Origin of the sequence: Pseudanabaena sp. UWO311, from assembly GCF_006937785.1 — a bacterium.
In the GTDB taxonomy this organism is placed as follows: Bacteria; Cyanobacteriota; Cyanobacteriia; order Pseudanabaenales; family Pseudanabaenaceae; genus Pseudanabaena.
The window spans coordinates 47,993-72,615 of sequence record NZ_SJEE01000013.1; the positions used below are offsets into that span (position 1 = coordinate 47,993).

At 42.2% G+C, this 24,623-nt stretch carries 23 protein-coding genes and 1 tRNA gene; 12 read left to right on the forward strand and 12 right to left on the reverse strand.

All coding sequences use genetic code 11. The features are described from left to right. Nucleotides 1-32: 32 nt before the first annotated feature. The 7 genes from nusG to PseudUWO311_RS11825 form a co-directional block, all read right to left on the reverse strand. Complete coding sequence (gene nusG, locus PseudUWO311_RS11795; RefSeq protein ID WP_411729778.1) at nt 33-680, reverse strand: transcription termination/antitermination protein NusG; 648 nt, start codon at nt 678-680, stop codon at nt 33-35. Then, entirely contained in the window at nt 677-928 is a 252-nt protein-coding gene (gene secE / locus PseudUWO311_RS11800; RefSeq protein ID WP_142655432.1) for a preprotein translocase subunit SecE, read from the reverse strand. The genes nusG and secE overlap by 4 nt, the downstream gene beginning before the upstream one ends. A 76-nt stretch (nt 929-1,004) precedes the next feature. Next, nucleotides 1,005-1,077: transfer RNA gene (locus tag PseudUWO311_RS11805), tRNA-Trp, on the reverse strand. Nucleotides 1,078-1,177: 100 nt separating this feature from the next. After that, complete coding sequence (rplS, locus tag PseudUWO311_RS11810; RefSeq protein ID WP_094529846.1) at nt 1,178-1,540, reverse strand: 50S ribosomal protein L19; 363 nt, start codon at nt 1,538-1,540, stop codon at nt 1,178-1,180. 101 nt (nt 1,541-1,641) lie between these two features. Beyond that, nucleotides 1,642-2,493 (reverse strand): tRNA (5-methylaminomethyl-2-thiouridine)(34)-methyltransferase MnmD, encoded by an 852-nt coding sequence (locus PseudUWO311_RS11815; RefSeq protein WP_142655433.1) that lies wholly within the window; start codon nt 2,491-2,493, stop codon nt 1,642-1,644. Beyond that, nucleotides 2,493-3,275 carry a rhodanese-related sulfurtransferase gene (locus PseudUWO311_RS11820; protein ID WP_142655434.1) on the reverse strand — a complete coding sequence of 261 codons (783 nt, stop codon included), beginning with the start codon at nt 3,273-3,275 and terminating at the stop codon, nt 2,493-2,495. Before PseudUWO311_RS11820 ends, PseudUWO311_RS11815 begins: the two co-directional genes overlap by 1 nt. A gap of 226 nt (nt 3,276-3,501) precedes the next feature. Next, nucleotides 3,502-4,092 (reverse strand): TetR/AcrR family transcriptional regulator, encoded by a 591-nt coding sequence (locus tag PseudUWO311_RS11825; protein WP_142655435.1) that lies wholly within the window; start codon nt 4,090-4,092, stop codon nt 3,502-3,504. A 182-nt stretch (nt 4,093-4,274) separates the two neighbouring features. On the opposite strand from PseudUWO311_RS11825, the gene PseudUWO311_RS11830 reads away from it, so the two are divergent. From PseudUWO311_RS11830 to PseudUWO311_RS11855, 6 genes are all read left to right on the forward strand, one after another. Then, a complete protein-coding gene (locus PseudUWO311_RS11830) occupies nt 4,275-4,871 on the forward strand; it encodes a glutathione S-transferase family protein (RefSeq protein ID WP_142655436.1) in 597 nt (198 codons plus the stop codon). Nucleotides 4,872-4,923: 52 nt separating this feature from the next. After that, nucleotides 4,924-5,469, forward strand: coding sequence for an NADPH-dependent FMN reductase (locus PseudUWO311_RS11835; RefSeq protein ID WP_223807544.1), 546 nt, complete (start codon nt 4,924-4,926; stop codon nt 5,467-5,469). 138 nt (nt 5,470-5,607) lie between these two features. After that, entirely contained in the window at nt 5,608-6,201 is a 594-nt protein-coding gene (locus tag PseudUWO311_RS11840) for a pyridoxamine 5'-phosphate oxidase family protein (protein WP_142655438.1), read from the forward strand. A 2-nt stretch (nt 6,202-6,203) separates the two neighbouring features. Then, nucleotides 6,204-6,857, forward strand: coding sequence for a cupin domain-containing protein (locus tag PseudUWO311_RS11845; RefSeq protein ID WP_142655439.1), 654 nt, complete (start codon nt 6,204-6,206; stop codon nt 6,855-6,857). A 34-nt stretch (nt 6,858-6,891) separates the two neighbouring features. Beyond that, complete coding sequence (locus PseudUWO311_RS11850; protein WP_190303472.1) at nt 6,892-7,422, forward strand: protein tyrosine phosphatase family protein; 531 nt, start codon at nt 6,892-6,894, stop codon at nt 7,420-7,422. A gap of 36 nt (nt 7,423-7,458) precedes the next feature. Next, nucleotides 7,459-7,881 carry a DUF1348 family protein gene (locus tag PseudUWO311_RS11855; RefSeq protein WP_142655440.1) on the forward strand — a complete coding sequence of 141 codons (423 nt, stop codon included), beginning with the start codon at nt 7,459-7,461 and terminating at the stop codon, nt 7,879-7,881. Between the two features lie 142 nt (nt 7,882-8,023). On the opposite strand, the gene PseudUWO311_RS11860 is transcribed toward PseudUWO311_RS11855, so the two are convergent. Beyond that, on the reverse strand, nt 8,024-10,297 hold the full coding sequence (locus PseudUWO311_RS11860) for a DUF1796 family putative cysteine peptidase (protein ID WP_142655441.1): 2,274 nt from the start codon (nt 10,295-10,297) through the stop codon (nt 8,024-8,026). Between the two features lie 392 nt (nt 10,298-10,689). On the opposite strand from PseudUWO311_RS11860, the gene PseudUWO311_RS11865 reads away from it, so the two are divergent. Further along, on the forward strand, nt 10,690-11,892 hold the full coding sequence (locus PseudUWO311_RS11865; protein ID WP_142655442.1) for a phosphoglycerate kinase: 1,203 nt from the start codon (nt 10,690-10,692) through the stop codon (nt 11,890-11,892). A gap of 45 nt (nt 11,893-11,937) precedes the next feature. Here PseudUWO311_RS11865 and PseudUWO311_RS11870 read toward each other — a convergent pair whose 3' ends face one another. Together PseudUWO311_RS11870 and PseudUWO311_RS11875 are read right to left on the reverse strand one after the other, a co-directional pair. Beyond that, entirely contained in the window at nt 11,938-12,813 is an 876-nt protein-coding gene (locus PseudUWO311_RS11870; protein ID WP_223807545.1) for a COP23 domain-containing protein, read from the reverse strand. Between the two features lie 221 nt (nt 12,814-13,034). Next, the gene (locus PseudUWO311_RS11875) at nt 13,035-13,856 is read right to left on the reverse strand and encodes a fumarylacetoacetate hydrolase family protein (protein WP_142655443.1); all 822 of its coding nucleotides are present in this window, start codon (nt 13,854-13,856) and stop codon (nt 13,035-13,037) included. A gap of 266 nt (nt 13,857-14,122) precedes the next feature. On the opposite strand from PseudUWO311_RS11875, the gene PseudUWO311_RS11880 reads away from it, so the two are divergent. The 4 genes from PseudUWO311_RS11880 to purD all read left to right on the forward strand — a co-directional run bounded on the left by PseudUWO311_RS11880 (nt 14,123) and on the right by purD (nt 21,196). After that, nucleotides 14,123-15,355 (forward strand): dicarboxylate/amino acid:cation symporter, encoded by a 1,233-nt coding sequence (locus PseudUWO311_RS11880; protein WP_142655501.1) that lies wholly within the window; start codon nt 14,123-14,125, stop codon nt 15,353-15,355. Between the two features lie 62 nt (nt 15,356-15,417). After that, nucleotides 15,418-18,792, forward strand: a complete 3,375-nt coding sequence (locus tag PseudUWO311_RS11885; RefSeq protein ID WP_142655444.1) for a response regulator — start codon at nt 15,418-15,420, stop codon at nt 18,790-18,792. Nucleotides 18,793-19,059: 267 nt separating this feature from the next. After that, complete coding sequence (locus PseudUWO311_RS11890; RefSeq protein ID WP_142655445.1) at nt 19,060-19,671, forward strand: chromophore lyase CpcT/CpeT; 612 nt, start codon at nt 19,060-19,062, stop codon at nt 19,669-19,671. A 253-nt stretch (nt 19,672-19,924) separates the two neighbouring features. Further along, complete coding sequence (gene purD / locus PseudUWO311_RS11895) at nt 19,925-21,196, forward strand: phosphoribosylamine--glycine ligase (protein ID WP_142655446.1); 1,272 nt, start codon at nt 19,925-19,927, stop codon at nt 21,194-21,196. A gap of 98 nt (nt 21,197-21,294) precedes the next feature. Here purD and PseudUWO311_RS11900 read toward each other — a convergent pair whose 3' ends face one another. Continuing rightward, nucleotides 21,295-21,828, reverse strand: a complete 534-nt coding sequence (locus PseudUWO311_RS11900; protein ID WP_142655447.1) for a hypothetical protein — start codon at nt 21,826-21,828, stop codon at nt 21,295-21,297. A gap of 970 nt (nt 21,829-22,798) precedes the next feature. Between PseudUWO311_RS11900 and PseudUWO311_RS11905 the strand changes: the two genes are divergently transcribed. Continuing rightward, complete coding sequence (locus PseudUWO311_RS11905; RefSeq protein ID WP_142655448.1) at nt 22,799-23,164, forward strand: Rieske (2Fe-2S) protein; 366 nt, start codon at nt 22,799-22,801, stop codon at nt 23,162-23,164. Between the two features lie 193 nt (nt 23,165-23,357). Here the strand turns inward: PseudUWO311_RS11905 and fabF are convergent, their stop codons facing one another. Beyond that, nucleotides 23,358-24,611 (reverse strand): beta-ketoacyl-ACP synthase II, encoded by a 1,254-nt coding sequence (gene fabF, locus PseudUWO311_RS11910; RefSeq protein ID WP_142655449.1) that lies wholly within the window; start codon nt 24,609-24,611, stop codon nt 23,358-23,360. Between the last annotated feature and the right edge of the window lie 12 nt (nt 24,612-24,623).

The window sequence follows — 24,623 nt, forward strand, 5'->3', positions numbered from 1 at the left end:
TTTAAGAAACTACAAACCTGCGTTTGAGTGAATTAGTTTTGCTTTTGCACCTGAGTGAACTCTAGTTCAACTGGTGTATCTCTACCAAAGATTGAAAGCAGTGCTTTAAGTTTGCTACGTTCTGGGCTAACTTCCACCACTTCACCTTCAAAGTCTTTGAAAGGTCCATTAAGCACTTTGATCTTGTCGCCTTGAGCCATGTTGATTTTGAGAACTGGCTCTTGCTCGACGGTGACACGGAAAATTCTTTCAACCTCTTTTTCGGTAAGAGGACGAGGTTTAACATGTCCTCGACCGCGACCGTAGTGACGTTTTTGTTCTGTGCCGACAAAGTTAATTACATGGGGAGTGCTTTTGACAGCAAGCCATGCATCATCATCAACTTCTAACTGCCCGATTTCATTTCTGACAGTTTTGATCTGAATCAGAACATAACCAGGGAAAATCTTTTCCTCAGATGTTGCTCGACTGCCATCCTTTCTCAGTTTGACGGTCGCTGTCTGCGGAATTTCAATTTGCTTGATCCTATCTTCTACATCAAGGGTCTTGATGCGTTGCTCTAGGCTCGACTTAACCTTTTTTTCGCAGCCCGAAGCAATTTGAACGGCATACCAGTTAAAGAGTATGTCTTCATCTTCTTGGCTACTAGATGAGTGGTCGATATCCTCGGTAAACATTATTGAAACACCTGCAATGCGATCACCTTAAACAAAGCATCTATCAAATAAACAAAGGTTGCTACTGCAACGATCATCAAAAGAACGGACGCAGACTCACTAATGAGCTGTTGGCGCGTGGGCCAAACGATCTTGCCGAATTCGGCTTTGGATTCTACAAAAAGTTTAGCTACTCCAGTTGGCTCAGATTTTGCATCTGATTCAACTTTAGAAACTTCTTTTGGTTGCTCTTTCAGGTCGTTTTTCGTCATAGCGGCAACTCTTGCGATTCCTTTGCAATCTTTGTAAATGCGATACGTTTAAGTGCAATTCTCTAAAATGGTGAAGCGCGCCCTGGAGGACTCGAACCTCCGACATCAGGTTTTGGAGACCTGCGTTCTACCAACTGAACTAAGGACGCACGTAATGAAAACACGATTTCGATACGCAACCAGTTATATGTACTGTATCAATTGCTATATAAAAATAGTATTTGATACTTAGTATAACTGTAGATGGATCTATAGTGGGCGATCAAATCGTTGTTTAAGACGAGTTGCTTTACCAACTAGGTCACGTAAGTAGTAGAGCTTAGCACGACGGACTTTACCACGACGAATCACTTTGATGCTTTCAATTTGAGGAGAATGTAGCAAGAAGGCTCGCTCTACTCCGATCCCTTGAAATACTCGACGGACAGTAATGACAGAGTTAATGCCAGAACCACGTCTCGCGATGATTACGCCTTCGTATGGCTGAGTACGTTCTTTGCCGCCCTCTTTAATCCTAACTCCAACCTTGACAGTATCTCCTACATAAATTGTGGGGAGATCCGTTTTGATATATTCCGCTTCAATTGAGCGGATGATTTCAGAAGCGTTCATGAGGAATGCCAAAAAAGTCGCGATCATCTATGTTAAAGCATGAATGCTTCGATGTCTATAATTTTCGCAAAAAAGTTTAGATATAGCGCTTAGCGCTATATCTAAACTTTTTTGCGCAGGCTGGAGCTGGGGGGAAGTTGGCTATTGTTTTGTTCGGCTTTACGGATGGCGATGATTTCGGCGGCAGAGCTTTGTAAGGTCTGATCGCGATAGGGAATCGCCGCACGAGTTTTTAAAAAAGCAGCCTCGTTTTCGGAAATTGGGGGTAATGCTGTGGGCGCAAAGGCGGCGATCGTGCTGGGGGATTTGCGTCCGATGGGGGAGATCGCACCAATTTGCAATCCTGCCATAAGCATGGCGGCACGGACGGCGGCGGACGAGGAGTAAGTAACAAGATAGCCGTCAGGTTTGAGGCTGTTGGCTAAAAGCTGGATAAATTCTACTGTCCAGAGTTGAGGACAATGGGGCGGGGAGAAGGGATCGAGAAAGATGGCATCAGCCCATTTGGATGGGACTTGGCTAATGGTTTGCCTTGCGTCACCGATGAGTAATTGCAAAGATAAATTCTCGGTGGTTACGGTTTGAGTTGCGGCAGCGATTTTTAAGATTTGGGCGATCGCAGGTTGCCAGATATCTACTAATCCTGATGCGATCGCTTTTTGGGGGACTTCGAGGTTGTTTTCGAGGGCGATAATGTGGAGGTTGGCGGCGCGATCTTGTAATTCTGATACACAGGCGATCGCGGCGGCGGTGTTGTAGCCTAAGCCATAGCAAACATCAAGGATGTTAAGTTGAGTTTGGGTGCTGGCTTTTTCGGCGATTTTGGCGGGTATGACAAATTTAGCTTCGGCTTCGTGTTTTGCGCCGTGAGAGCTATGGAATGTTTCTTGAAATGTTTCTGACCAAAAGGTGACTGAGCCGTCTTCGGTGGGAAAAAGTGAAAGCTTATCCATTAAATTCGATCAATACTGACGCGATCGTCAAACACAAAACATTCACCTTCCCAAACACTTTCTTCGGTCGGAACTTCTTCAATATATTTAAGAATGCCTCCTTTGAGATGATATACCTCACTAAAGCCTTGAGAAAGCATATAGGCACTAGCCTTTTCACAACGAATTCCGCCTGTACAGAACATAGCAACCTTTTGATGCTTCTCTGGATTTAGTTGCTCTTGCACATATTGAGGGAATTCTCCAAAGGTATCTAGATTTGGATTGATAGCTCCTTTAAATGTGCCAAATTCTACTTCGTATGTGTTGCGCGTATCAATGACGATCACGTCAGGATCAGCAATCAATTCATTCCAATCTTTAGGTTCTACGTAAGTGCCAACTCGATACCGTGGATCGATGTCGGGAACGCCCAAAGTGACGATCTCTTTTTTGAGTCGTACTTTCATTTTTTGAAATGGAACTCCTTGGCAATAGGATTCCTTATGCTCTAAGTTCTGAAGGCGAGGATCTTTTCGTAAATACACTAGTACGGCATCGATCGCATCACGACTACCTGCGATCGTGGAGTTAATGCCTTCTTTGGCAAGCAGGATCGTGCCTTTGAGTTGATGAGCGTCACAAAATTCTTTAAGCGGATTCCGCAATGATTCATAATCTGGCAATTCTGTAAAATGATAAAAAGCCGCGACAACACAAGGTTCCATCGCTTCTTGCTGATTAGCTTGAATTGCTTGATTAATTTGTGCTTGCAGACGGGTTACTTGTTTAATCCTAGTCATTTGCCCAGAAATTTGCCAGAAATTTATTTAAAAGGCGATCGCTTTTTTATAACTCCAATATAGCGCCTTGCGTTCTAGTTATCCTAATCACCATCGGTTGAAAATCCGCTAAAAAATTGCAAAACCCTTATGGGATTTTGATTACTTCGCTCAGCCCAATATTTACAGCATTGTTCGATCAAACCCGCCACAAGAAATGGCGCAGGGTAAAGCCCCGCAATGGGTTTTATATTCTTATTCGTGGCGGGGTTGAAAGCAAATTGCTGTAAATATCCCGACAGAGCTGCTGTGGTAACTGTTCAAGAACTCGCTGAAACGGGGCGAAATCTCTCAAACCATGCGACAAAATCAAAGCTCCCTGCATACCAATCATCGCATCTTCGCCGCGTTCCTTTGCCAATTTTTCATCTAATCCTGCGGTGACTAGAACCTTGGCGATCGCATCAATCCATAGCGAAAAAGCACCTCGAATCTCTGCGTGAAATAAGTCATCACTCGACTGCTGCATCACCAAAACTGCCCAGAGGCAAGAATTTTGTCCCTCATTAAAAAATTTGCCCACTTCCTCACTCATGGACTGAAATTTAGCGATCGGTGGTTCGGGGCGATCGAGAATTTCCAAAATGCTCGTCTCTAGCCAATTGTTGACATGCATAAGAGCTGTCTCCGCCATTTCTGCCTTGCCTCTAGGGAAATGGTGATAGAGACTAGCTTTCCCCAGTCCCGTCTCTTGAGAAATTTTGGAAAGGGTTACACCTTCATAACCAAACTGACGAAACAGCTTGAGCAAAGTTGGTACATGGGTTTGTTTGGACATAGATTTGTTTGTGTAGCCCCTAAAGAATGATTAGCTCTGCTAATCATTCTTTAGGGGCTGTTTTTTGCGAGAACTATATTTACCTATTGACACTATACCGAACGCACAGTACAGTATCAATATACCGAGCGAACGGTACAGTAAATTTAACTTTGCTCCTCACAAAAAAAATAGGCAAATTAATGATTAAGCTATATGGTCACGAAATCTCTGGGAACAGCTACAAAGCGCGTTTAATGTTGTCACTACTCAACCTTGAGTACGAATGGGTGAGAGTCGATCTAATGAAAGGAGAACATAAATCTCCAGAATATTTGGCAATGAATCCATTTGGACAAGTACCTTTGCTGATCGATGACGAAACTCAACTTGCTGATGCTCAGGCGATTTTGGTTTATTTAGCAAGAAAGTATGGCGGCGAACAATGGTTTCCTACAGATGCATTACCAATGGCGCAAGTGGTTCGTTGGTTATCTACCGCTGCGGGTGAAGTGCGGCAAGGCACAGAGAATGCCAGACTTTTCTATTTATTTGGGGCAGGAACTAAGATAAATATTGAACGCGCTACTGAAAAATCTCATTTCATTCTCAAGCAACTTGACCAACATTTGAGTACTAGAACTTGGTTAGAGTGCGATCACCCTACCATTGCCGATGTTGCTATCTATCCCTATATTTCACTAGCCAAGGATGGCAAAATTGAACTTGATGCTTACTCTCATGTTTTGAGTTGGATGGAGAGATTTCAGAAACTTTCTGGCTATGTTCCTATGCTATAAAACTAGGGCATGAGCGCGATCGCGAATTCCGATCATTAGAACCAACAATATTATGAAAATCTTGGCAATATCTGGCAGTATTCGCGCTAAATCTTCTAATTCAGCTATTTTGCAAGCCATGAAAGAATTAGCACCCGATATTGTGAATATCGAAATTTATGATGGTATTGCCAATTTGCCACACTTCAATCCTGATATTGACAGTGAAAACGCCTTAGTCTCAGTGATTGATTGGCGATCGCAGATTCAAAATTCTGATGGCATAATTTTCTGTACACCTGAATATGCTCACGGCGTACCTGGGGTTCTCAAAAATGGCCTCGATTGGATCGTTTCATCGGGCGAGTTTATGCATAAGCCCACGGCTGTAATCAGTGCTTCTCCTTCCATTGATGGTGGAGCCAAGGCAAATGCTTCTCTTGTTCAGACACTTAGAGTGATGATGGCAGCAATCGCCGAAGATACAATACTCTGTATCCCCGCTATTTCTGCGAAGCTAAACCATGAGAGTAAATTAATTGATCCTGCAACAGAAATTGCATTGCGATCGGTTTTAGATGCTCTTGTTTCATTAATTAATCAGTCAAATTCTCAGTAATCTAGCATGGAGTAACTAGCTTTATGTGGAAATGGTTTGCCAATCTCTTTCAGACTAATTTGTGGGATCGATCAAACAGCACGATGGAATGTCAACAGTACCTTCAAGAACTCCATAAGTACACAAGGAATTAAACCTATGCCCAGACAATTTGGCACGATCGCTTTCACTCCAGCCGTGAAAGCCATGCAAGAAAAAATGGGTTCCCGTGAGAACTACGAGCGCTTTGTGGCGAATGGGGCTGACAATAATACGGTTACTCCCGATGTTGCTCAGTTTATCGCGAGTATGGAAGGATTTTATCTCGGTACTGTTACTTCCAATGGCTATCCTTATATTCAGTTTCGCGGCGGTAAGGCAGGATTTTTAAAGGTTCTGGATGAGAAGACATTGGGCTTTGCTGATTATCGCGGCAATGTGCAGTATATCTCGGTGGGCAACCTTTCAGAACATGATAAGGCATTTCTATTTTTAATGGATTATCGGAATCGCCGCCGTTTGAAAATCCTTGGTCGCGCAAGGATTGTGGAAGACGATCCTATGATCCTTGCTCAAGTCCAAGATCCTGACTATGCAGCTACTGTAGAACGTGCGATCGTTTTTGAAATCGAAGGCTGTGATTGGAACTGTCCGCAACATATTCCCGTTCGCTATTCCCAAGTAGAGGTAGAAGCAATGCAAGCTAGAATTAGTGAATTAGAGCAACTTCTAGCCGAGGCTAAAAACTCATGATTATGAAACTTCATGCAGATTTGAGTCAGCGCGTTGTCATCGAAAGTGAATCCCTCGATTGGGTGGATGCTCCTATGTTTGGTGTCCAGCGCCGAATGCTCGAACGAGATGGCGAAGAAGTGGCTAGAGCAACATCAGTCGTGCGCTATGCTCCAAACAGTAATTTCTCCGCGCATACCCATGGCGGCGGCGAAGAGTTTTTGGTCTTAGAAGGTATTTTCTCCGATGAGTATGGCGACTATCCTGCGGGAACCTATATTCGTAATCCTGTTGGGTCAACCCATACGCCTTTTAGCAAAGAGGGTTGCACAATTTTAGTCAAGCTCTGGCAAATGCATCCTGATGACCAACAACGAGTTGCGATCGCCACGAAGCAAACGCCTTGGGCTAATGGACTAGTCAAGGGATTACAAGTAATGCCCCTGCATAGCTATGGAACCGAAAATGTCGCCCTAGTTAAATGGGATGCGGGTACTCAGTTCCAGCCTCATATGCATTTAGGCGGCGAAGAAATTTTTGTGGTTGATGGAGTCTTTGAAGATGAGTTTGGCGCTTACCCCAAGGGTACTTGGTTGCGGAATCCTAGTGGTAGTCGGCATACTCCGTTTAGTAAGTCAGGCTGTCTAATTTATGTCAAAGTTGGACATCTGAGCTAATCTATTTTCTGTGCTTGTCACTGCTTTTAAAAATATGAAGACACAAAGTATTCTTTCTAACATTGTTCTATATGGTCGCTCGACATGGCAGATAATGCGATCGCGTCTTAGTCCTAAAAAAGGGATAAAAGATATTCTGAACTATCGATATATCTCGACCAATTTAGCCACAAGCGGTCAGCCAACTGCCGCAGAGCTGGAATTAATTAGTCAAGCTGGCTATAAGACTATTCTCAATTTAGCACCCCCGACTGCGTCCAATGCTCTGCCAGAGGAACAGGCGATCGCAACTAGTTTAGGAATGGATTATATCAATATCCCCGTAGTTTGGGATAATCCCACAATGGCAGACTTTAACCAGTTTTGCGATGTGATGGCAAATCATAAAGACCAACCAATTTTTGTCCATTGTGCGATGAATATGCGCGTATCAGCATTTATGTATCTCTATCGTTACTTGAAGCTAGGAGTCCCTGTATCAGAGGCTCGTGCAACCATGACGACCGTCTGGGAACCCAACGCTACTTGGCAAAACTTCATCGAAACTGCGATCGCCTCTAATTAACGCATCTAATTAACTTTTACCTAAATCTTAAACATCATGGAAACTAAACCACCACTGCCACCATTTACCCTAGAAACTGCCAAAGCCAAAATCCAAGCTGCCGAAGATGCTTGGAATACTCGCGATCCCGATCGCGTAGCTCTTGCCTATACCGAAGACTCCGAATGGCGTAATCGCAATGAATTTGTAAATGGACGCGATGAGATTAGAGAATTTCTCAAGCGTAAATGGGAGAAAGAACTTGATTATCGCTTGAGAAAAGAACTGTGGTGTTTTATGGATAATCGGATTGCGGTGCGATTTGAGTATGAATATCATGATAAATCTGGCTCTTGGTATCGTGCCTATGGCAATGAAAATTGGGAATTTGCCGAAAATGGTTTGATGATGCGGCGCTTTGCTAGCATTAACGATCTGGCTATCCAAGAAAGCGATCGCAAGTTTCGCTGGGAACGTTAAATTTACAGCGCTTTGCGCTTAAACCCAAACCAAGAAAACATTTAAAAACATTGCTTAGCAATGTTTTTAAATGTTTTCTTGTGGTTCGTTTGGTCGGTAATTACTGTAAACGAAAAAGCCGCTCTCAGCGCGGCTTTTTCGTTTAAGGATTTGGTGGACACCAGAATAGATTTTGACTAGATATACCAAGAGATTCGAGAATCTCCTTCATGGTTTTAGTACATTCCATCCAATAGTCTTGGTTGTCATACATCCAGTCGGGACTGAAGTGAAGATCGTAATGGAGTAGATTGGGAATATTCGCAAACTCGTCAGATGTTTGCTTGGAAATAAGCAATACTCGGAATGGCTTGCCCTTGCATTTAATCGTTAGCTTCTCGATCAGGTCTAGCACATAGTCTCGATTAGTTACGCCAGTACGCACAAATAAAACTTCATCGCAATGATCCAGAGTGTATAAAAATCTCTTTGCCCGCGCCGAATAGCGAACCCGCATTCTTTCATGAATCGGCTGCATATTATTCGCAGGATCGTCAGTGTCTTCGACTTCATGACCAAAGGATAGACCAGACCATTTGGAATGATAGACCCTCCCCTCTTCAATATTATAATGAAGATAATCAGGGTTCCACATGTCTCGGAAATCATTCATTACCATATCTGACACATCGCCTAGATTTGTGGAACGCGCCAAATCAAAGGGGAACGCTGGCCCATCATATTCCATTTTGTACAGGAGCATTCTCGCCGCACAGCGATCGCCTAATGGCAAAATGGCAATACGGTTAATTTCTGATAGTTTACATTTGTATTTGAGCAACATTGTCGATTTGACTGGAGCCTTGACTCTGCTCTCTAAACCTTGCTCGCCAATCATCATTGTCCGAAATGGTGCTTCTGGATTGGCAGGATCGTGATAAACTCCCGCAGGCATAGCAGCTAACGCCGCCCGAATTTCTTTCCACATCGGATGGATGTTATATTCTTCTTCAGATTCATTGATAATACGGATTGTGCGATCGCCTTCCTTAAGAATACCTAGATGTCCATCATAGTAAAGAATTTCTGCGTTTTGAGGAGCAAAAAACTTGAGCGCAGAGCAATATTGCAGATCGACTCCAATTGGAATTTTAACTGTGTTCTCAATTGTTCCATTAAATCCCACTGAAAGCAATGGAACTGTGCCTAGCTCATCATTTTTAGCAATATACGTCGTACCAAAAGTTAAATCAGCTTTACGTTTCAGGGCTTCTTGTAATTCCTTCCAAGTTGGAGTGATGTTGTAATCATGTTTGGAATTGTTAATGATTCGTAGAGTCTGAGCTTCGGGGTTAGCAAATACTTGAAATCCATATTTATCGACATAGATAGCAATTTCGGTGTTACTGCTATGGGATTTGACAGCTTGCTCTTGCGATCGCTGCTCATGATTAATTTTAAAGATATCGAGGTTGATCGCTTCAAACATCAGTTTATGACCAGCAGTATTAGGATGTGCGACATCCAGCGATATGCCAGATTTCCATCCTCCATAGCCATCATCTAAAGCATCTAGCCAGTCGAGAATCGGAACGCCCCATCGCAACATGCGATAGTGGGTATCCCGCAAAAGCCAGTTATGCTCAGGGTTATAGTCTCCATTGGGGTATAAACCTCCAATCACAGGTATCGCCCCCAAATCTTGGGTCATTTTAATCAGTTGCTGCAAACCGCTTTCGAAGCGGCGCTGGACGGCACGGCGATCATGGGGACGGCAGTAAGCTAGTCCTTCGTTTCCTAAAGAGAGCGAAATAATTACCAGATCTGGTTTTTCAGGTACAACGACTGAAGCGAAGCGCTCAATTGTACTAGTGACATTTGCACCCAATTGCGATCGGTTGATCAATTGATGACCAAATTTTTCCTTTAGGACTTGCCCTAGTTGATTTGCCCAACCCTTTAGCAACCAAGCACTACAACCCATAGCCACAGAACTGCCGAGGACTAATACTTTGAGCCCATTTTGTGAATGTGTTTCTGGTTTTGCCTCTGACTCTGATGCGATCGCATTTTCTAAATATCCATAGGGGAATGGGTGGACATATCCAAATGCAAGATCATCAACAACGATTGTCGAAGTTTTGGAGCCAATGTGCTCTATCTCAATGGGAACCCAGCGATTGATTTCTTTTTCGCATTCCCATTGAGCTTTCCCATTAGCATCAATTCGCACATACTTATATTCAATTTTCTCTTCAGCATCAGTCAAGGTGTGCGGATCAATTTCCACATCTACCCACCAAATTGGGTAGCGATCGCCTGATGTCCGCAGAGGTAAATATTTTTTGATGTCCCATGATCCAAATTGAGAAATCGAGCCGACGATACCAATCATTTCCCCATTTTGAGTGGGTGCTTTTACCTGAAATCGATACATAGATTATGTCTTTTGTGGATAGGGACTGATTAGTTCCGCCAACTCATACCGAAGCACGAAATGGCTACGCCATTTTGTGCTTTTAAAACCCTTACTGGGTTTGGTTTTTAATTCACAAAAGTGTCATCACATTTTTATGAATTGGTATAACAACCGTTAGCATTTTTAGCGATCGCCTTAAACTTGAACTATTTTTGAACTTAGCATTAAGTTGCACTTGAAGTCTGTTTTAGAAACTACAGCTAGCAATCGAAAAAGATCGTTATTGAATTGCAAAGCAAATTATTAAGTAGCTACCTCGTATTTTTTGGGGTTTAAACTGGACGGAATTCGGTAAAATTATTAAGACATAGTAAAAAAGCAACTTTATATACTACGAGTATAAAAAATTTATGGCGAAGAAAAGTCTTGCAAGTTTGACTGCTGCGGAATTAGCAGGCAAGAAAGTTTTAGTAAGAGTTGATTTTAACGTTCCTCAAGACGAAACTGGCAAAATTACAGACGATACCCGTATTCGTGCAGCACTACCAACCATTAAGTACCTCACCGAAGCTGGCGCTCGCGTAATTCTCACCAGTCACTTCGGCAGACCCAAGGGTGTCACTGAAAGTCTTCGACTCAATCCTGTAGCAGTACGTCTATCTGAGCTACTTGGTCAGCCCGTTGTCAAAACCGACGATTGCATTGGTGACGCAGTTGCGGCTCAAGTTAATGCTCTTAACAATGGCGATGTCGCTTTGTTAGAAAATGTACGTTTTTATCCTGAAGAAGAAAAGAACGATCCTGAATTCGCCAAAAAACTAGCATCTTTGGCTGACATTTATGTAAATGATGCTTTTGGTACTGCTCACCGCGCCCATGCTTCCACAGAAGGCGTAACCAAGTACATCAGCACCTCAGTTGCTGGTTTCTTGCTTGATAAAGAATTGCAATACTTAAGTGGTGCGATCGACAATCCTAAGCGTCCTCTGGCTGCGATCGTTGGTGGCTCTAAGGTTTCTAGCAAGATCGGCGTAATCGAAACCTTGCTCGATAAGGTTGATTATTTGTTGCTCGGCGGCGGCATGATCTTTACCTTCTACAAAGCTCGTGGCTTGAGCGTTGGTAAGTCTCTCGTTGAAGAAGATAAGCTAGACTTGGCTCGCGCCCTTGAAAAGAAAGCCGCAGAACGTGGTGTCAAGTTCTTACTCCCAACTGATGTTGTTGTTGCTGATAACTTCAAGCCTGATGCTAATGCTCAAACTGTTAGCATTGACAATATTCCTGATGGTTGGATGGGCTTGGATATTGGTCCTGACTCCGTAAAGGTATTCCAAGCTGCGCTTTCTGAATGCAAATCTGCAATCTGGAATGGCCCAATGGGTGTATTCGAGTTTGATAAGTTTGCTGTTGGCACTGAAGCGATCGCGCATACTCTTGCTGATCTTACAGCCACTGGTACAATCACCATCATCGGCGGCGGCGACTCTGTAGCTGCGGTTGAGAAGGTTGGTGTTGCTGATAAGATGAGCCACATCTCAACTGGTGGTGGTGCAAGTTTAGAATTGCTCGAAGGCAAAATCCTCCCTGGTATTGCAGCTTTGAACGAAGCTTAATATATTTCCATTAAAAAAAGAGGGGCGCATCGCGCCCCTCTTTTTTTAACGAAAATTATCAGGGTTGAGCCTTCTGCCTCCAGTAAAGCCACTATTGCTTATGCTAGTACCAGTGCCCCCATCACTAGGATCGAGGAATGGCTTCAAGTACAAGTTGCCACTACGCACATTAGATACAGGACGGCTTGGAGATATTACCGAGCCAAGGACACCATTAATTCCCTTGAGATCTATGCCTAAACCAAGATCGCCAGTGATGTCATTTAAAGTGCGATCGCGTCCACGATAGGTATTTACGGCTGTGGTTGCTTGACCACTATCAGCAGTGGCAAGATTTCCAAATACGCGATCGCGAGTAGCAATCGGGTCTTGTCCATTGGGAACAGTCAGAACAATCCGACAAGCAGCGTTTTTATCGGTAGTAGCACAGATCACGTTGTACCCATTTTCAGTACTGGTTCGCATTTCCACTAAACCATCGGGGCGGTATGACTCCAACCGACGGCTAATTTCATTGCAACGCTTTTCAGGTGACCAGCCATCACCCATCGCACTAGGAGCAGCCCAAGGGAAATATTTTTGGGGTTGGCTCTTGGGTTGATAGACAACAATATATTGACCATCACGCGACTGGCAACTAAAACGTGCCGTTTTGTTGTCAGTAGGATTGGCAGCTTTATCGTTGGGATTTTCAGATGGCAGTCTTGAAGGATTTGAGCTAGGGGTTGTCTCGACAGGGATAATCTGAGCGAGGCTCGGACTTGCTAATAGGGGTAAACCTAACGCGATCGCCGACAAATAGCCAAGCTGTTTTTTTAAAAATTTTGGTAAATTTCTGGTTAAGTAATTCATAGGATTAGTGGGTGTGTGAGGATGAGTAAACAAATAAAAGCGTCCCCCCAGATATATTTTGCGACTCATGCGTGCTTACGCCTATGACATTGAGCCTGACTTTAACTATAGATCTTACTAAATATTTATGACCTAAGTGTCATAGCATATGTTCCCGCTAAAAATTTAAAAAGCAAAACTTCTTGTCGCGTCAAAATTTTTGATCAAACAAACCGATAGAGTTTTTAAAAGTGTTTCTCTGTAACACTTTTAAAAACTCTATCGGAGGTTGAGCGCAAAATACTCTGTTACTATTCGTTAATTTCGCTTTCTTCAGGTTCTTGCTCAATCGGTAAAGGCGATCGCAAGATTACCGTGTTATGCAATTTACCAATCCCCTCGATTTCGATATAAATGCGATCGCCTTCTTGCATTTGCCCCACACCTTCAGGCGTACCTGTGAGAATAATATCTCCTGGAAGTAAAGTCATGATTTGGCTAATGTAGGAAACGATATAGTCTGGGGAAAATACCATCTCCTCAATTGAGGTTGACTGAAAAGGCTTTTTAGTATCATTTACAAAAGTTTGTAGCATCGCAGTAGGACTGATTTCGCGCACAATCCAAGGACCCAAAGGACAAAAAGTGTCAAAGCCCTTCCCCCTAGTCCATTGGCTATCACTTCTTTGTAAATCCCTTGCTGTCACATCGTTGGCGATCGTATAGCCCCAAATAGCTGCGATCGCTTGATTGGGTGTGACATTAAAACAAAGAGAACCAATCACCAGTGCTAACTCACCTTCATATTCCACTCTTTTAGACTGCGGCGGCAAGGCTATTTTAGCTTCAGGAGCAATAATCGTAGTAGTAGGTTTTAAAAATATAATTGGCTCTTTGGGGACTTCTCCACCCATTTCTGCAGCATGTGCCGAATAGTTTTTACCCACAGCAACAATCTTGCTCGGCTCACAGGGAGCTAAAAGTTGATAAGTATCTGGCGCAAGTAATTCACCATTTGGCTCCCCTCCCAGCCAAGGTGCTGTACTGAGTAGCCTTATAGATTGATTCAACTCTAACAGCCCGTAACAGACTTCCCCTTGGGAAGTTTTCACGCGAACATAACGATCCGCCATAGCATCTTGTTTGTATCTAAATATTAAGAGGGGCAACCTAGCAGACTTGATTATATAGCAATCATTAAGTACCGCAGCATAATTAAAAATCCAGAGCCAAAATCTGTACCGCCCGCTATACGGGCGGTACAGATTTTGAGGTTTTATTGCGATCGCAGTTCATTTTGGACTTTCTTTTTTGTCTGGCTAAGTTAGCTTGATCCCCAGATCTGTAAGTTTTTTGCTGTAAGTTTTGTATGGCAGTTTTTACATTAGCAATTTGGAATATGAATCTATCTACTTTTATTCTCATTTCACTAGCATTTGGTGTTGCATTTGGGACTTTGTTAAACACAACTTTTCCTGAGAATATTGAACTAATCAATCAAAGTTTTTTAGCTCCAGTTGGTGAATCTTTTTTAAGGCTGATTCAGTTTGTGGTCGTTCCAATTGTTTTCTCTTCACTAATTATGGGATTAACCAGAATCCAAGGAGCTGGACAAGTTGGCAGATATACAGTTAAGTTAATGACCAGCTACCTGATCACCAGTTCAATCGCTCTTTGTGTGGGTATGGGGACTGCCTATTTCTTGCAGCCTGGTAGTGGCGTAAAAGGCTTCTCAATCTCAGAGAATATTAGTATTACTGAAGCACCATCTTTAATATCTTGGCTCGTTAGCCTAATTCCTGTAAACCCATTAGAAGCTCTTAGCACTGGCAATCTATTGCAAATCATTTTCTCAGCAGTTCTATTGGGGATAGGTGTTCAACTTGCTAAAGAGAAAGCAAAACCTTTCGTGGAATTGATTGAAAGTATCTATCACATTAGTGAAAAGACTTTATCCATAATTTTGTATGTTGCGCCTTTGGGAGTATTTGCACTAATGAGTTCCACAATCGCCACCCAAGGATTAGAACTAGTAGCAAAATTGTTTCTCTATGTTTTTGGCTTAGTAATGGCTTCTTCGATCATGATTTGCTTGGATATGTTAGCTCTGTTTACGCTCAAAGCTGATCCTGTAAGATTTTTGCGTAGTCTTTCAGAAGCGATCGCCTTAGCCTTTGGTACGGCTAGTTCTAATGCCGCTTTGCCAGTAGTATTGCAAAATATTCAAGAGAACTATGGCTTACGTGAAGAAATAGCCAGTTTCGCGATCCCTCTAGGTACGGCTCTTAAACGTGATGGCGCAGCGATTTTGCAAGGATTTAACGCTCTATTTGTCGCTCAAATCTATCAAGTTCCCTTAACCCCTTCTCTACTAACTGCGATCGCTGTTAGTAGTTTACTGGTTTCATTTAGTACCCCTGGAGTGCCTGGCTCAGCATTGATCACGATGGCAACTGTGCTATCAGCCTCAGGTTTACCCTTAGAAGCGATCGCCTTAGTCGCAGGGATTGATCGCTTAACCGATGGATTTAAAACTGTCGTTAATATTATTGGGAACAGTGTGAATGCAATTATTCTCAGCCATTGGGAAGTTGAACAAATACCCGAAGCAGAGCAAATACCAGTTAGATGAAAACAAACCACTACTGTTGAATAACTATATTTCTGTATAATAGTTATTTAAAAAACGTCTAAATGAGCATTTCTCGCAAGCGATCGCCATTCACAAAAAATATTCCACTTAGCTCGGTGCTAGTTGGGCCATTTGTGGCAATCATTGTGAGTACAGTGGGACTAGTTGGCTATCTATCTTACCAGAGTGGTCAACAAGCAATCGAGAATTTGGCTAACCAACTATTGAGGCAAACTTCAGAACGAATCAGCGATCGTCTCAATAGTTATTTACAAATTTCACAACAGGTTGTCGCTACAAATGATTTGGCGGTAAAACAGGAAACGCTCAATATTAATGATCAAGAAAAATTAAGACAACAACTCTGGCAGCAGATGTTGTTAAACCCATCACTGCCCAACAATATTTATTCAAGCGAGGATGGGAATGGTATTGGCTATCTGCGAATTAGCTCTGAAGAATTTCGGAAACTTGCAGAAACAGCCACAGGCAAAAATATTCCCCTTGGCTCTATTTTTTTTCACAAAATTGTTCCCAACCAGCGTCGGTACTATTCAACTGACTCCCAAGGCAAACATCTTCAACTATTTTTACAATTCGATGATGACTTTCGCACTGTTAGTTGGTATAGGCAAGCTAAAGATATTGGTAAGCAAGCATGGACTCCAATATCTTTAGCACGAGTTCTTCCATTATTACAAACAGTTGCGGTTGCACCTGTCTATGATGTCACGGGGAGACTATCTGGTTTTTTCTCTAGCAACTATTTTCTGTCTGATATTAGTCTATTTCTCATGCAGTTAAAGTTCACTCCTGCTGGACAAGTATTTATCATTGAGAGATCGGGAGATATGGTTGCGACATCACTAGCAACAGAATCTTCAGGGCTGAGACGAACCGATAAAAAATTTTCTCGAATACTCGCTTCGGAAAGTCAAGATGACCTGACGAGGGAAGTGTCTAAACAGCTCCGTCAGAAATTTGGTGATTTTAATAACCTCAAGGAATCTAGACAATTAAGTCTGACGATTGCAGAACATCGCCAATTTGTGCAGATTACTCCCTATCAAGATAAATACGGCTTAGACTGGCTTTTTGTAATAGCGATCCCTGAGGCTGACTTTATGTCAGAAATTCAGAAGAATGTTTATCGCTCGATTCTATTATGTGGATTCTCTCTAGTAGGTTCCATTGGTATCGGTATTTGTACATCTCGATGCATTTCTCGATCACTATCTCATCTCACTCAAGCCACTAAGTCTTTTTCTGAAAATCGTCTGGAACAAACAATTCCAGATACGCGCATTACTGAAGTGCAAATTTTGAAAGAAGCTTTGCATCAAATGATGATTGATCTTCATGATGCAGATCAAATGCGCTTAAACTATGCCCAAGATTTAGAAAAACAGGTTGCTAAAAAAACAAAAGATCTCACTGAATCTCAACGCATTGCGAGAATCGGTAGTTGGGAATTTGATGTAGCTAGTGGAGTTAGTCATTGGTCAGATCAGCAATTCCTTATTCTGGGATTTGATCCCAATGTGCCACTACCTAAATATGCCAACTTTTTTGACATTCTTCCCCTTGATGACCAATCCAAGCTTCGCGTAGTCGTGGAGGAAGCGATCGCCCATGGCACACCTTACATGGTGGAACACGGGATCATTCGTCCTGATCGCTCAATCTGTCACGTTATCAGCCGTGGTGAGGCGATTTGCGACGATCAAGGAAAAGTAGTGAGGCTGATTGGTACAATTACCGATATTAGCGATCGCAAACGATTAGAAATAGAGCTAACCCACAGTCGTGATTTACGAGAATTAATCTTTAATGAGTCTACTGATGCAATGTTCTTAGTCGATAGTAAGACTTCACTCATAATAGACTGCAATCAGCAAGCTATAAAACTATTTGAAGTTGAAGATAAAAATGACTTACTTAATATTGAAGGGCGCACTCTTCACAAACGACAGTTTACTAGGCAAGAACTCGATCAGATTGACCAAGAAGTTAACCAAAATGGCTTTTGCAGCATCGAGGTAGAATATCTCACTCTCAAAGGACGCGAATTTTGGGGAGATCTTTCTCTTAAGAGAATTACTTTTGGAGAACAGCGTTATAGTTTAGCGCGAGTAGTGGATATCACTGTCCGTAAGCAAGCAGAAAGCGCCCTAGCTAAAGCGAAAACAATTGCCGAAGAGGCTACTAGAGCAAAAAGTGCATTCTTAGCAAATATGAGTCATGAAATTCGTACACCGATGAATGGCGTAATGGGAATGACACAACTTCTAGAAACAACAATCCTTACAGAAGAGCAAGCAGATTTTGTAAAAACAATTAAGGATAGTAGCGAATCTCTTTTGACAATTATCAATGATATTCTTGACTTCTCTAAAATTGAATCGGGAATGCTATCAATAGAAGAATGGGATTTCAAGTTAGAAGATGTAGTTAGTGGAGTTTCTCAACTGCTAAATAGTCAAGCAATAGCTAAACAAATTGATCTCCAATATGCGATCGCACCTGATATTCCTATAGTAATTGGAGATTACGCTCGGTTGCGCCAGATCTTACTAAATTTGGTTGGCAATGCTATTAAATTTACCCAAAGTGGTCAGGTTTCCATTTCAGTTAGTGGAAAGCCCCTAGAAGAAGAAGTGGAGGGCAAAGAATCAGTTCCCGATGCTTTTCTGGATGAAGAACTAGGGGTAAAAAAGAAATATCAATTAAAATTTGCGATCTCTGATACAGGTTTTGGCATCAAAGGCGATCACATTGACAGACTATTCCAACCCTTTACCCAAGCTGATGCCTCCATTAGTCGAAAGTATGGTGGTACTGGATTAGGACTAGCTATCAGCAAACGACTTGTCGAGTTAATGAATGGTACAATCTGGGTAGAGAGCTTTGGTCAAGTTGGAGGCAATCCTCCCGCAGATTGGCAACCCTTGATTGATACCCAAGGTTCAATATTCTATTTTGAGATCGTGGTCTTAACTCGTCCAATGAGCGAACAACCTTTGGGAGTAACCAACCAAAAACCTGCGATCGACAGACACTTTGCCGAAAAATTTCCTTTAAAGATTCTCTTAGTGGAAGACAATAACGTTAATCAAATGGTTGCTAGTTCTATACTTAAAAAACTTGGTTATCAGATTCATGATATTGCTAACAATGGTCTAGAGGTTTTACAAGCTTTACAAAATAATACCTACGATCTAATCCTAATGGATTTACAAATGCCAAAAATGGATGGCATAACAGCCACAAAGATTATTCGCACTGAATTAATGAGCCAAGTGCCGATTGTTGCAATTACTGCCGATGTACTGCCCGCAGATCGCCAAGCTTGTTTCGATGCAGGTATGAATGATTACATTAGTAAACCGATTAATATTCAAGAAATTATGCGCGTAATTTCGGCTCTGGACAGTTAAAGCGTGATCGACGTATTTGCATCTTTTTAGTCGCTCTGAAATGCCCATTTCAGCACCTATCTCCGATTAGCTGACCGTTGCCATAATTTCAGGAGTAAGTACCTCAGCATAATTAAAAGCCTAACAATCTATACCGCCCGCTATGCATGCGGTATAGATTGTTAGGCTTTTATATTTAATTTTGCCTATACAAAAAAGTCGGGAAACTCAATCTTTGCATCTTCAGAATTTTAATGTCTAATAAAAAAAGTAAATACTTAACAACTCATGACTACAAATCCTAAAGATGTATATACCCTTGCTCAATGGCTAGCAGGTGATCATAGTAATTGGGAACAAGCGATCGATAATCCGCCATTTTTTGCCCATATTCGCGTTGGCATTCGCGCCTTGCCCAATCCCATTACCGACGACGGTGTATGGCTATTTCTCGAACAAGCCTATGACTACGAGCTAAATCATCCCTATCGCACAGCAGTTTTACATCTGATTTTTCAAAATGATCGCATTGAAATGATCAACTATCGTCTTAAAAATGCGGAAACTTTCTTTGGTGCAAGCCGCGATCGCGATCGACTTAAGATCTTGGATATCGATGCGATCGAGCAGCTACAGGGCTGCACTCAATGGGTGGATCGCGCTGATCACCAAACATTTAAAGGAGCAGTCGAACCAGGAAAAAAATGTTGCATTAATCGTAAAGGTGTCGATACCTATCTATCAATTGAGTTTGAAGTCACGGAAAACACATATAGCAGCCTTGATCGTGGCTATGACCTCGTAACCGATGAAAGAGTCTGGGGTTCGATCGCGGGAGCCTTCCAGTTTGTGAAAAAGACAAGCTTTAGCAACGAAATTACCATAGGATCTACTCCTTAAGAGCTACTCCTCAGGTATAATTGATGCCTGAATGATAAATATTCTTGAGATTTATAGTCCTGCTTTAGCAGTACGTTATTTCTTGAAAATCTGATCATTTGGAGTTTTCTCATCATATTTTGCAAATGAGTAAAGTCCAAATAATTATTTAAAAGCCTAACTTAGCAGGAATTTTAAATGATTATTTGGGTTTGATGAATGAGCAAAGCTGTTATAGAGAAAGCAAAATTAGTGTGAGTATTAAAGGTGTAATTTGAAAGTCCTCGTAGTTGGCAGTGGCGGTAGAGAACACGCCCTAGCTTGGAAACTTCTGCAATCTCCCAATATTGATCGCGTCTTTTGCATCCCAGGAAACGGCGGTACAGCAACTATGCAAAACTGTCAGAACGTTTCCCTTAGCATTGATGATTTTGAAGGGATTTTACGGTTTGCCCAAGTACAAGGTGTTGGTTTTACAATAGTTGGTCCCGAACTGCCGCTAGCACTTGGCATTGTTGATTATTTTCAAGCTGCTGAAGCGTTAATTTTTGGTCCAACTAAAGAAGGTGCTCAGATCGAGGCAAGCAAGTCATGGGCGAAAGCGCTGATGAAAGAGGCGAATATCCCCACCGCTGCCAGTGCCACTTTCACAAGTCTCGAAACTGCGCAAGCCTATGTGCAAGAGCAGGGTGCACCGATCGTGATCAAGGCTGATGGGTTAGCTAGCGGCAAAGGAGTCACTGTAGCCATGACTCTGGAAGAAGCCACTGAAGCAATCGATCGCATTTTTGCTGGACAGTTCGGCTCCGCAGGCGAAACCGTTGTGATCGAAGAGTTTATGACAGGACAAGAAGTCTCCGTACTCGCAGTCACCGATGGCAAAACTATCCGCTCCTTAAGCCCTGCTCAAGATCATAAGCGCCTCGGTGATGGTGATACTGGACCTAATACAGGTGGTATGGGAGCCTATGCTCCCGCTCCGATCGCAACGTCTGAGTTAATGGCAAAAGTTCAAACACAAGTTTTAGAGCCCACGATTTCAGCGTTGAAGTCTAGAGGCATCGATTATCGTGGTTGTCTATACGCAGGTTTAATGATTAGTCCTGAAGGCGAGCCCAAGGTTGTGGAGTTTAACTGCCGATTGGGAGATCCTGAGACCCAAGCTGTATTGCCATTACTTGATACTAATCTTGATGATTTGCTCTTAGCCTGCATCAAAGGAAACTTAGCTGATTTAGAACCTCTGAAATGGAAAAAGCAATCAGCTGTATGTGTAGTAATGGCGGCAGGTGGCTATCCAGACAAGGTAGATACTGGACAGTTTATTACAGGTATTGGCAAAGCCGAAGATATGGGTGCACTTGTATTCCAGTCAGGAACAAAACTCAAGAATAATGCTTTAGTTACTAATGGCGGTCGAGTGCTTGGGGTTACGGCTTTAGGCGATGATATCCAGAATGCGATCGCTAATGTATACAATGCCATTGAGTTTGTTGCCTATGATGGCATGTACTACCGCAAGGATATTGCTAGCAAAGCAATTTAACCTGATCCCCCAACCCCTTGTCCTAGCAAAGGACAAGGGGCGCAATATTTTTATCGTCCCCCTCTCCTTTGCAAGGATAGGGTTTAGGGATGAGGTTATTAGTCAGCCATGCTGAGATTGACTGTAATCGTTAATTTCAACGAAGAGTCAGTGTTAGAGTCGTGAATTTGTTGCCAATGGTGATTAATAGGGCGATCGCCAATAGGTTCAGTCAAAACCCGTGCTAACAATTGCAAAAGCTTAGAAGCTCCATTACTAATCTCCTGACTAAATGACTCTGTGGCGGCAGGTAAATTTACAGGTGATGACATGGCTGCAATCATCTGAGAATTAATCGTAGATGGATAATTTCCCAAAGAATTAGTATTAGCATTAACAGATCGGTTGCTATAGCGACGCAAAACCACTTGTAAATTATTTTTAGTTACGCGATCGCCAAAAGCTTCTGATAGTAATTGCCATAATTTATAGCCAACATCACGAATATAAGCAGCATCATAGCCAGCTTTTTCCGCGATCTCTGAATAGGTTTTACCCTCCCAAGTCTGGCGAAATATAGCCTCTTGAATTGTACTGAGGCTCTTATTTCCCAAAACAGAATCTACGATATTGAGTGCGTCTTCAATAGTCATCTTTTTCCTCACAGTTCACTAATTATTTTTATTTAGATAAGCTCTCTAAAAAACTAGCGAGTCAAAATGTTTTTAATAATACATTTATTCTGATTTTTAATTCTAAATCCTGACATTAAGTGGGAACTTTCTAATTAAATCTCCATCTAATTAGGCAAACAAACTCATAGTTTGTACTCAACACATTTACCAATACTTTTCCCAAGTCATTTTTTAATTAAAACATTAGAACTTATTATTCAATTCACAATTACTCAACACCCTTCCGTTAGACTCGCCAAAAAGTTTTAGAGATGAATCCAAAAATCAATACAGATAACAACGCAGAAAATAAAATATTTTGTATGTTGTTGCTGTTGACACAGCTAAGTTAGCACAGTTTATTTAAACTGGTTATCTAAGGTAATTGTATAGATGTAACCCTCAAAAACATCTATTAGCAAGGTTTTCAGGGATTATCATATTTTTTTAATCTAGCTGTAACTTGTTTTTAACGATAAAAATTATGATGTTTGATGACATCAATCAAGGCATTAACAAACAAGTTCTTGGAACGGAAAAAGTATGGTCTTTTTTTCTAGCATTTTCTGACAAAATCAGAAACTCAATCTCAAATATATGGCGGTACGTAGTTTAGGCATCAATTTGGGATTTATATATTTGCGCGAAAATCATGCAAAATATTCTTTTTGGTGACATGTAAAGCAACATGGCAACTATTGCAAAGCAAGAGATAGCTAGAACAAATCAAAACCCAAAATATAAGTGTCCGCGCGAAGCGCGGACACTTATATTTTGGGTTTTATGTTTTAAATAGAGTGACTATGGCTATAAAAGTCAGTAAAAGCTATCGGTCAGGTGTTGGCTATGACTTTGTGCCATTATGTTTTGTCACAATTCATCATGATTCAAGGACAAACAAGGCTTGTGATATAGTTTTTTGTGTCTTACCCATCACTCCACAAAACAAATGACTAAAGTCAAAATTGCTTCAACTTCCGATGTCATTTCCGATAAAGTCCTGAAAACTAAAGCCAATGGACAATCTGTTATCGTCGCAAAAGTTGGTGATAAATATTGCGCGATCGCCAATAAATGCCCTCACTTTGGACTACCTTTAGCAAAAGGCAAATTTGAAAATGGGACAATTACCTGTCCTTTTCATGGCTCCAAGTTTGAAATTTGTACTGGCAAGAATACTGAATGGGTAGATTCCTTTGTTGGTATTCCTTTACCTGATGTTGCTAGAAAAATGATTTCCATGGGCAAAACTTCTACTGACGTGAAAAGTTTCTCAGTCACACAAGAAGGCTCAGATCTATTCATCGACGCATAACAAAAACAAAAAAAGCTGCCGCGCTTTGCGTGGCAGCTTTTTTATTGTTTTGATAGGGTGCGTTACGCTCCGCTAAAGCACCATCGTAATACCAAAGCACAAAATGGCGTAGCCATTTTGTGCTTTTAAAACCCTTACAGGGTTTGGTTTTTAATTCACGAAAGTGTAGCCACACTTTCGTGAATTGGTATAACTACTGGTATTTTTTGAATACTAACGTTACATTGTGACCGCCAAAACCAAATGAGTTAGAAGTCGCAACATTGATCGTCATTGGACGAGACTTGTTAGGCACATAATCTAGATCGCAATCTGGATCAGGATTTTCTAAGTTCATCGTGGGCGGCGCGATATCATTTTTTACTGCCAAAACTGTCGCCACTGCCTCAATGCCACCAGATCCACCGAGCAAATGACCTGTCATCGACTTAGTGGAACTTACGGCAACCTTGTAGGCATGATCACCTAAAACTTTCTTAATAGCCTTAGTCTCAGTACTATCATTTGCGGAAGTACTCGTACCATGAGCGTTGATATAGTCCACCATCTCAGGTAAAATATCGCCATCCTTGAGCGCAAGAGTCATCGCTCTCACTGCACCTTCACCATTTGGAGAAGGCGAGGTCATATGATAAGCATCGCAGGTGCAGCCATAGCCCACGATTTCTGCATAGATTTTTGCTCCACGCGCTAGAGCATGTTCCAGATTTTCAATAATCAAGATGCCTGCACCCTCACCCATCACAAAGCCATCACGATCTTTGTCAAAGGGACGGGAAGCATGAGCTGGATCATCATTACGGCGAGACATGGCTCTTGCTGATGCAAATCCTGCATAGCCAAGGGGAGTAATCGCTGCCTCAGTCCCACCACAGATCATTGCTTGAGCAAAACCACTTTGCACTAGACGAAATGCATCGCCGATCGCATTAGAGCCAGCAGCACAAGCAGTCACGGTACAGGAGTTGGGACCCTGAGCACCCGTATGAATTGCCGTCAAACCTGCCGCCATATTGCCGATCATCATCGGAATCATAAATGGACTACAACGGCTTGGACCCTTAGTACGAATAATTTCATGCTGATCTTCTAGTACTTGCAAGCCACCAATTCCAGTACCTAGCAAAACCCCAATTTGAGGCGCATTAAGTGGCGTTATTTCCAGATTAGCATCGCGTAAAGCTTGGATACTGGCGCTCACACCAAATTGAGCAAAGCGATCCATTCGCCGAGCTTCTTTGGCAGGTACATAGGCAAGCGGATCAAAATCTTTTACTTCGCCACCAACTCGACATTCGTGATCGGTCGTATCAAAGCGAGTAATTTCTGTAATTCCGTTTTTGCCATCGACTAGACCTTGCCAGTATTCTTCGACCGTGTTACCGATCGGTGTGATTGCACCTAGTCCAGTGACAACGACGCGAGAGAGGGGCTGAGGGTTTTGCATTTCGTTTGGAAT

Excerpts from the sequence above, each read along its gene's own strand:
- PseudUWO311_RS11860 (WP_142655441.1), bottom strand. The coding sequence starts at position 10,297 with ATGTATCGATTTCAGGTAAAAGCACCCACTCAAAATGGGGAAATGATT.
- PseudUWO311_RS11905 (WP_142655448.1), top strand. The coding sequence starts at position 22,799 with ATGACTAAAGTCAAAATTGCTTCAACTTCCGATGTCATTTCCGATAAA.
- rplS (WP_094529846.1), bottom strand. The coding sequence starts at position 1,540 with ATGAACGCTTCTGAAATCATCCGCTCAATTGAAGCGGAATATATCAAA.
- PseudUWO311_RS11835 (WP_223807544.1), top strand. The coding sequence starts at position 4,924 with ATGAAAATCTTGGCAATATCTGGCAGTATTCGCGCTAAATCTTCTAAT.
- PseudUWO311_RS11825 (WP_142655435.1), bottom strand. The coding sequence starts at position 4,092 with ATGTCCAAACAAACCCATGTACCAACTTTGCTCAAGCTGTTTCGTCAG.
- secE (WP_142655432.1), bottom strand. The coding sequence starts at position 928 with ATGACGAAAAACGACCTGAAAGAGCAACCAAAAGAAGTTTCTAAAGTT.
- fabF (WP_142655449.1), bottom strand. The coding sequence starts at position 24,611 with ATGCAAAACCCTCAGCCCCTCTCTCGCGTCGTTGTCACTGGACTAGGT.
- PseudUWO311_RS11885 (WP_142655444.1), top strand. The coding sequence starts at position 15,418 with ATGAGCATTTCTCGCAAGCGATCGCCATTCACAAAAAATATTCCACTT.
- PseudUWO311_RS11890 (WP_142655445.1), top strand. The coding sequence starts at position 19,060 with ATGACTACAAATCCTAAAGATGTATATACCCTTGCTCAATGGCTAGCA.
- PseudUWO311_RS11875 (WP_142655443.1), bottom strand. The coding sequence starts at position 13,856 with ATGGCGGATCGTTATGTTCGCGTGAAAACTTCCCAAGGGGAAGTCTGT.
- PseudUWO311_RS11820 (WP_142655434.1), bottom strand. The coding sequence starts at position 3,275 with ATGACTAGGATTAAACAAGTAACCCGTCTGCAAGCACAAATTAATCAA.
- PseudUWO311_RS11830 (WP_142655436.1), top strand. The coding sequence starts at position 4,275 with ATGATTAAGCTATATGGTCACGAAATCTCTGGGAACAGCTACAAAGCG.
- PseudUWO311_RS11815 (WP_142655433.1), bottom strand. The coding sequence starts at position 2,493 with ATGGATAAGCTTTCACTTTTTCCCACCGAAGACGGCTCAGTCACCTTT.
- PseudUWO311_RS11865 (WP_142655442.1), top strand. The coding sequence starts at position 10,690 with ATGGCGAAGAAAAGTCTTGCAAGTTTGACTGCTGCGGAATTAGCAGGC.
- PseudUWO311_RS11840 (WP_142655438.1), top strand. The coding sequence starts at position 5,608 with ATGCCCAGACAATTTGGCACGATCGCTTTCACTCCAGCCGTGAAAGCC.
- PseudUWO311_RS11855 (WP_142655440.1), top strand. The coding sequence starts at position 7,459 with ATGGAAACTAAACCACCACTGCCACCATTTACCCTAGAAACTGCCAAA.
- PseudUWO311_RS11870 (WP_223807545.1), bottom strand. The coding sequence starts at position 12,813 with ATGAGTCGCAAAATATATCTGGGGGGACGCTTTTATTTGTTTACTCAT.
- PseudUWO311_RS11845 (WP_142655439.1), top strand. The coding sequence starts at position 6,204 with ATGAAACTTCATGCAGATTTGAGTCAGCGCGTTGTCATCGAAAGTGAA.
- PseudUWO311_RS11880 (WP_142655501.1), top strand. The coding sequence starts at position 14,123 with ATGAATCTATCTACTTTTATTCTCATTTCACTAGCATTTGGTGTTGCA.
- PseudUWO311_RS11850 (WP_190303472.1), top strand. The coding sequence starts at position 6,892 with ATGAAGACACAAAGTATTCTTTCTAACATTGTTCTATATGGTCGCTCG.
- PseudUWO311_RS11900 (WP_142655447.1), bottom strand. The coding sequence starts at position 21,828 with ATGACTATTGAAGACGCACTCAATATCGTAGATTCTGTTTTGGGAAAT.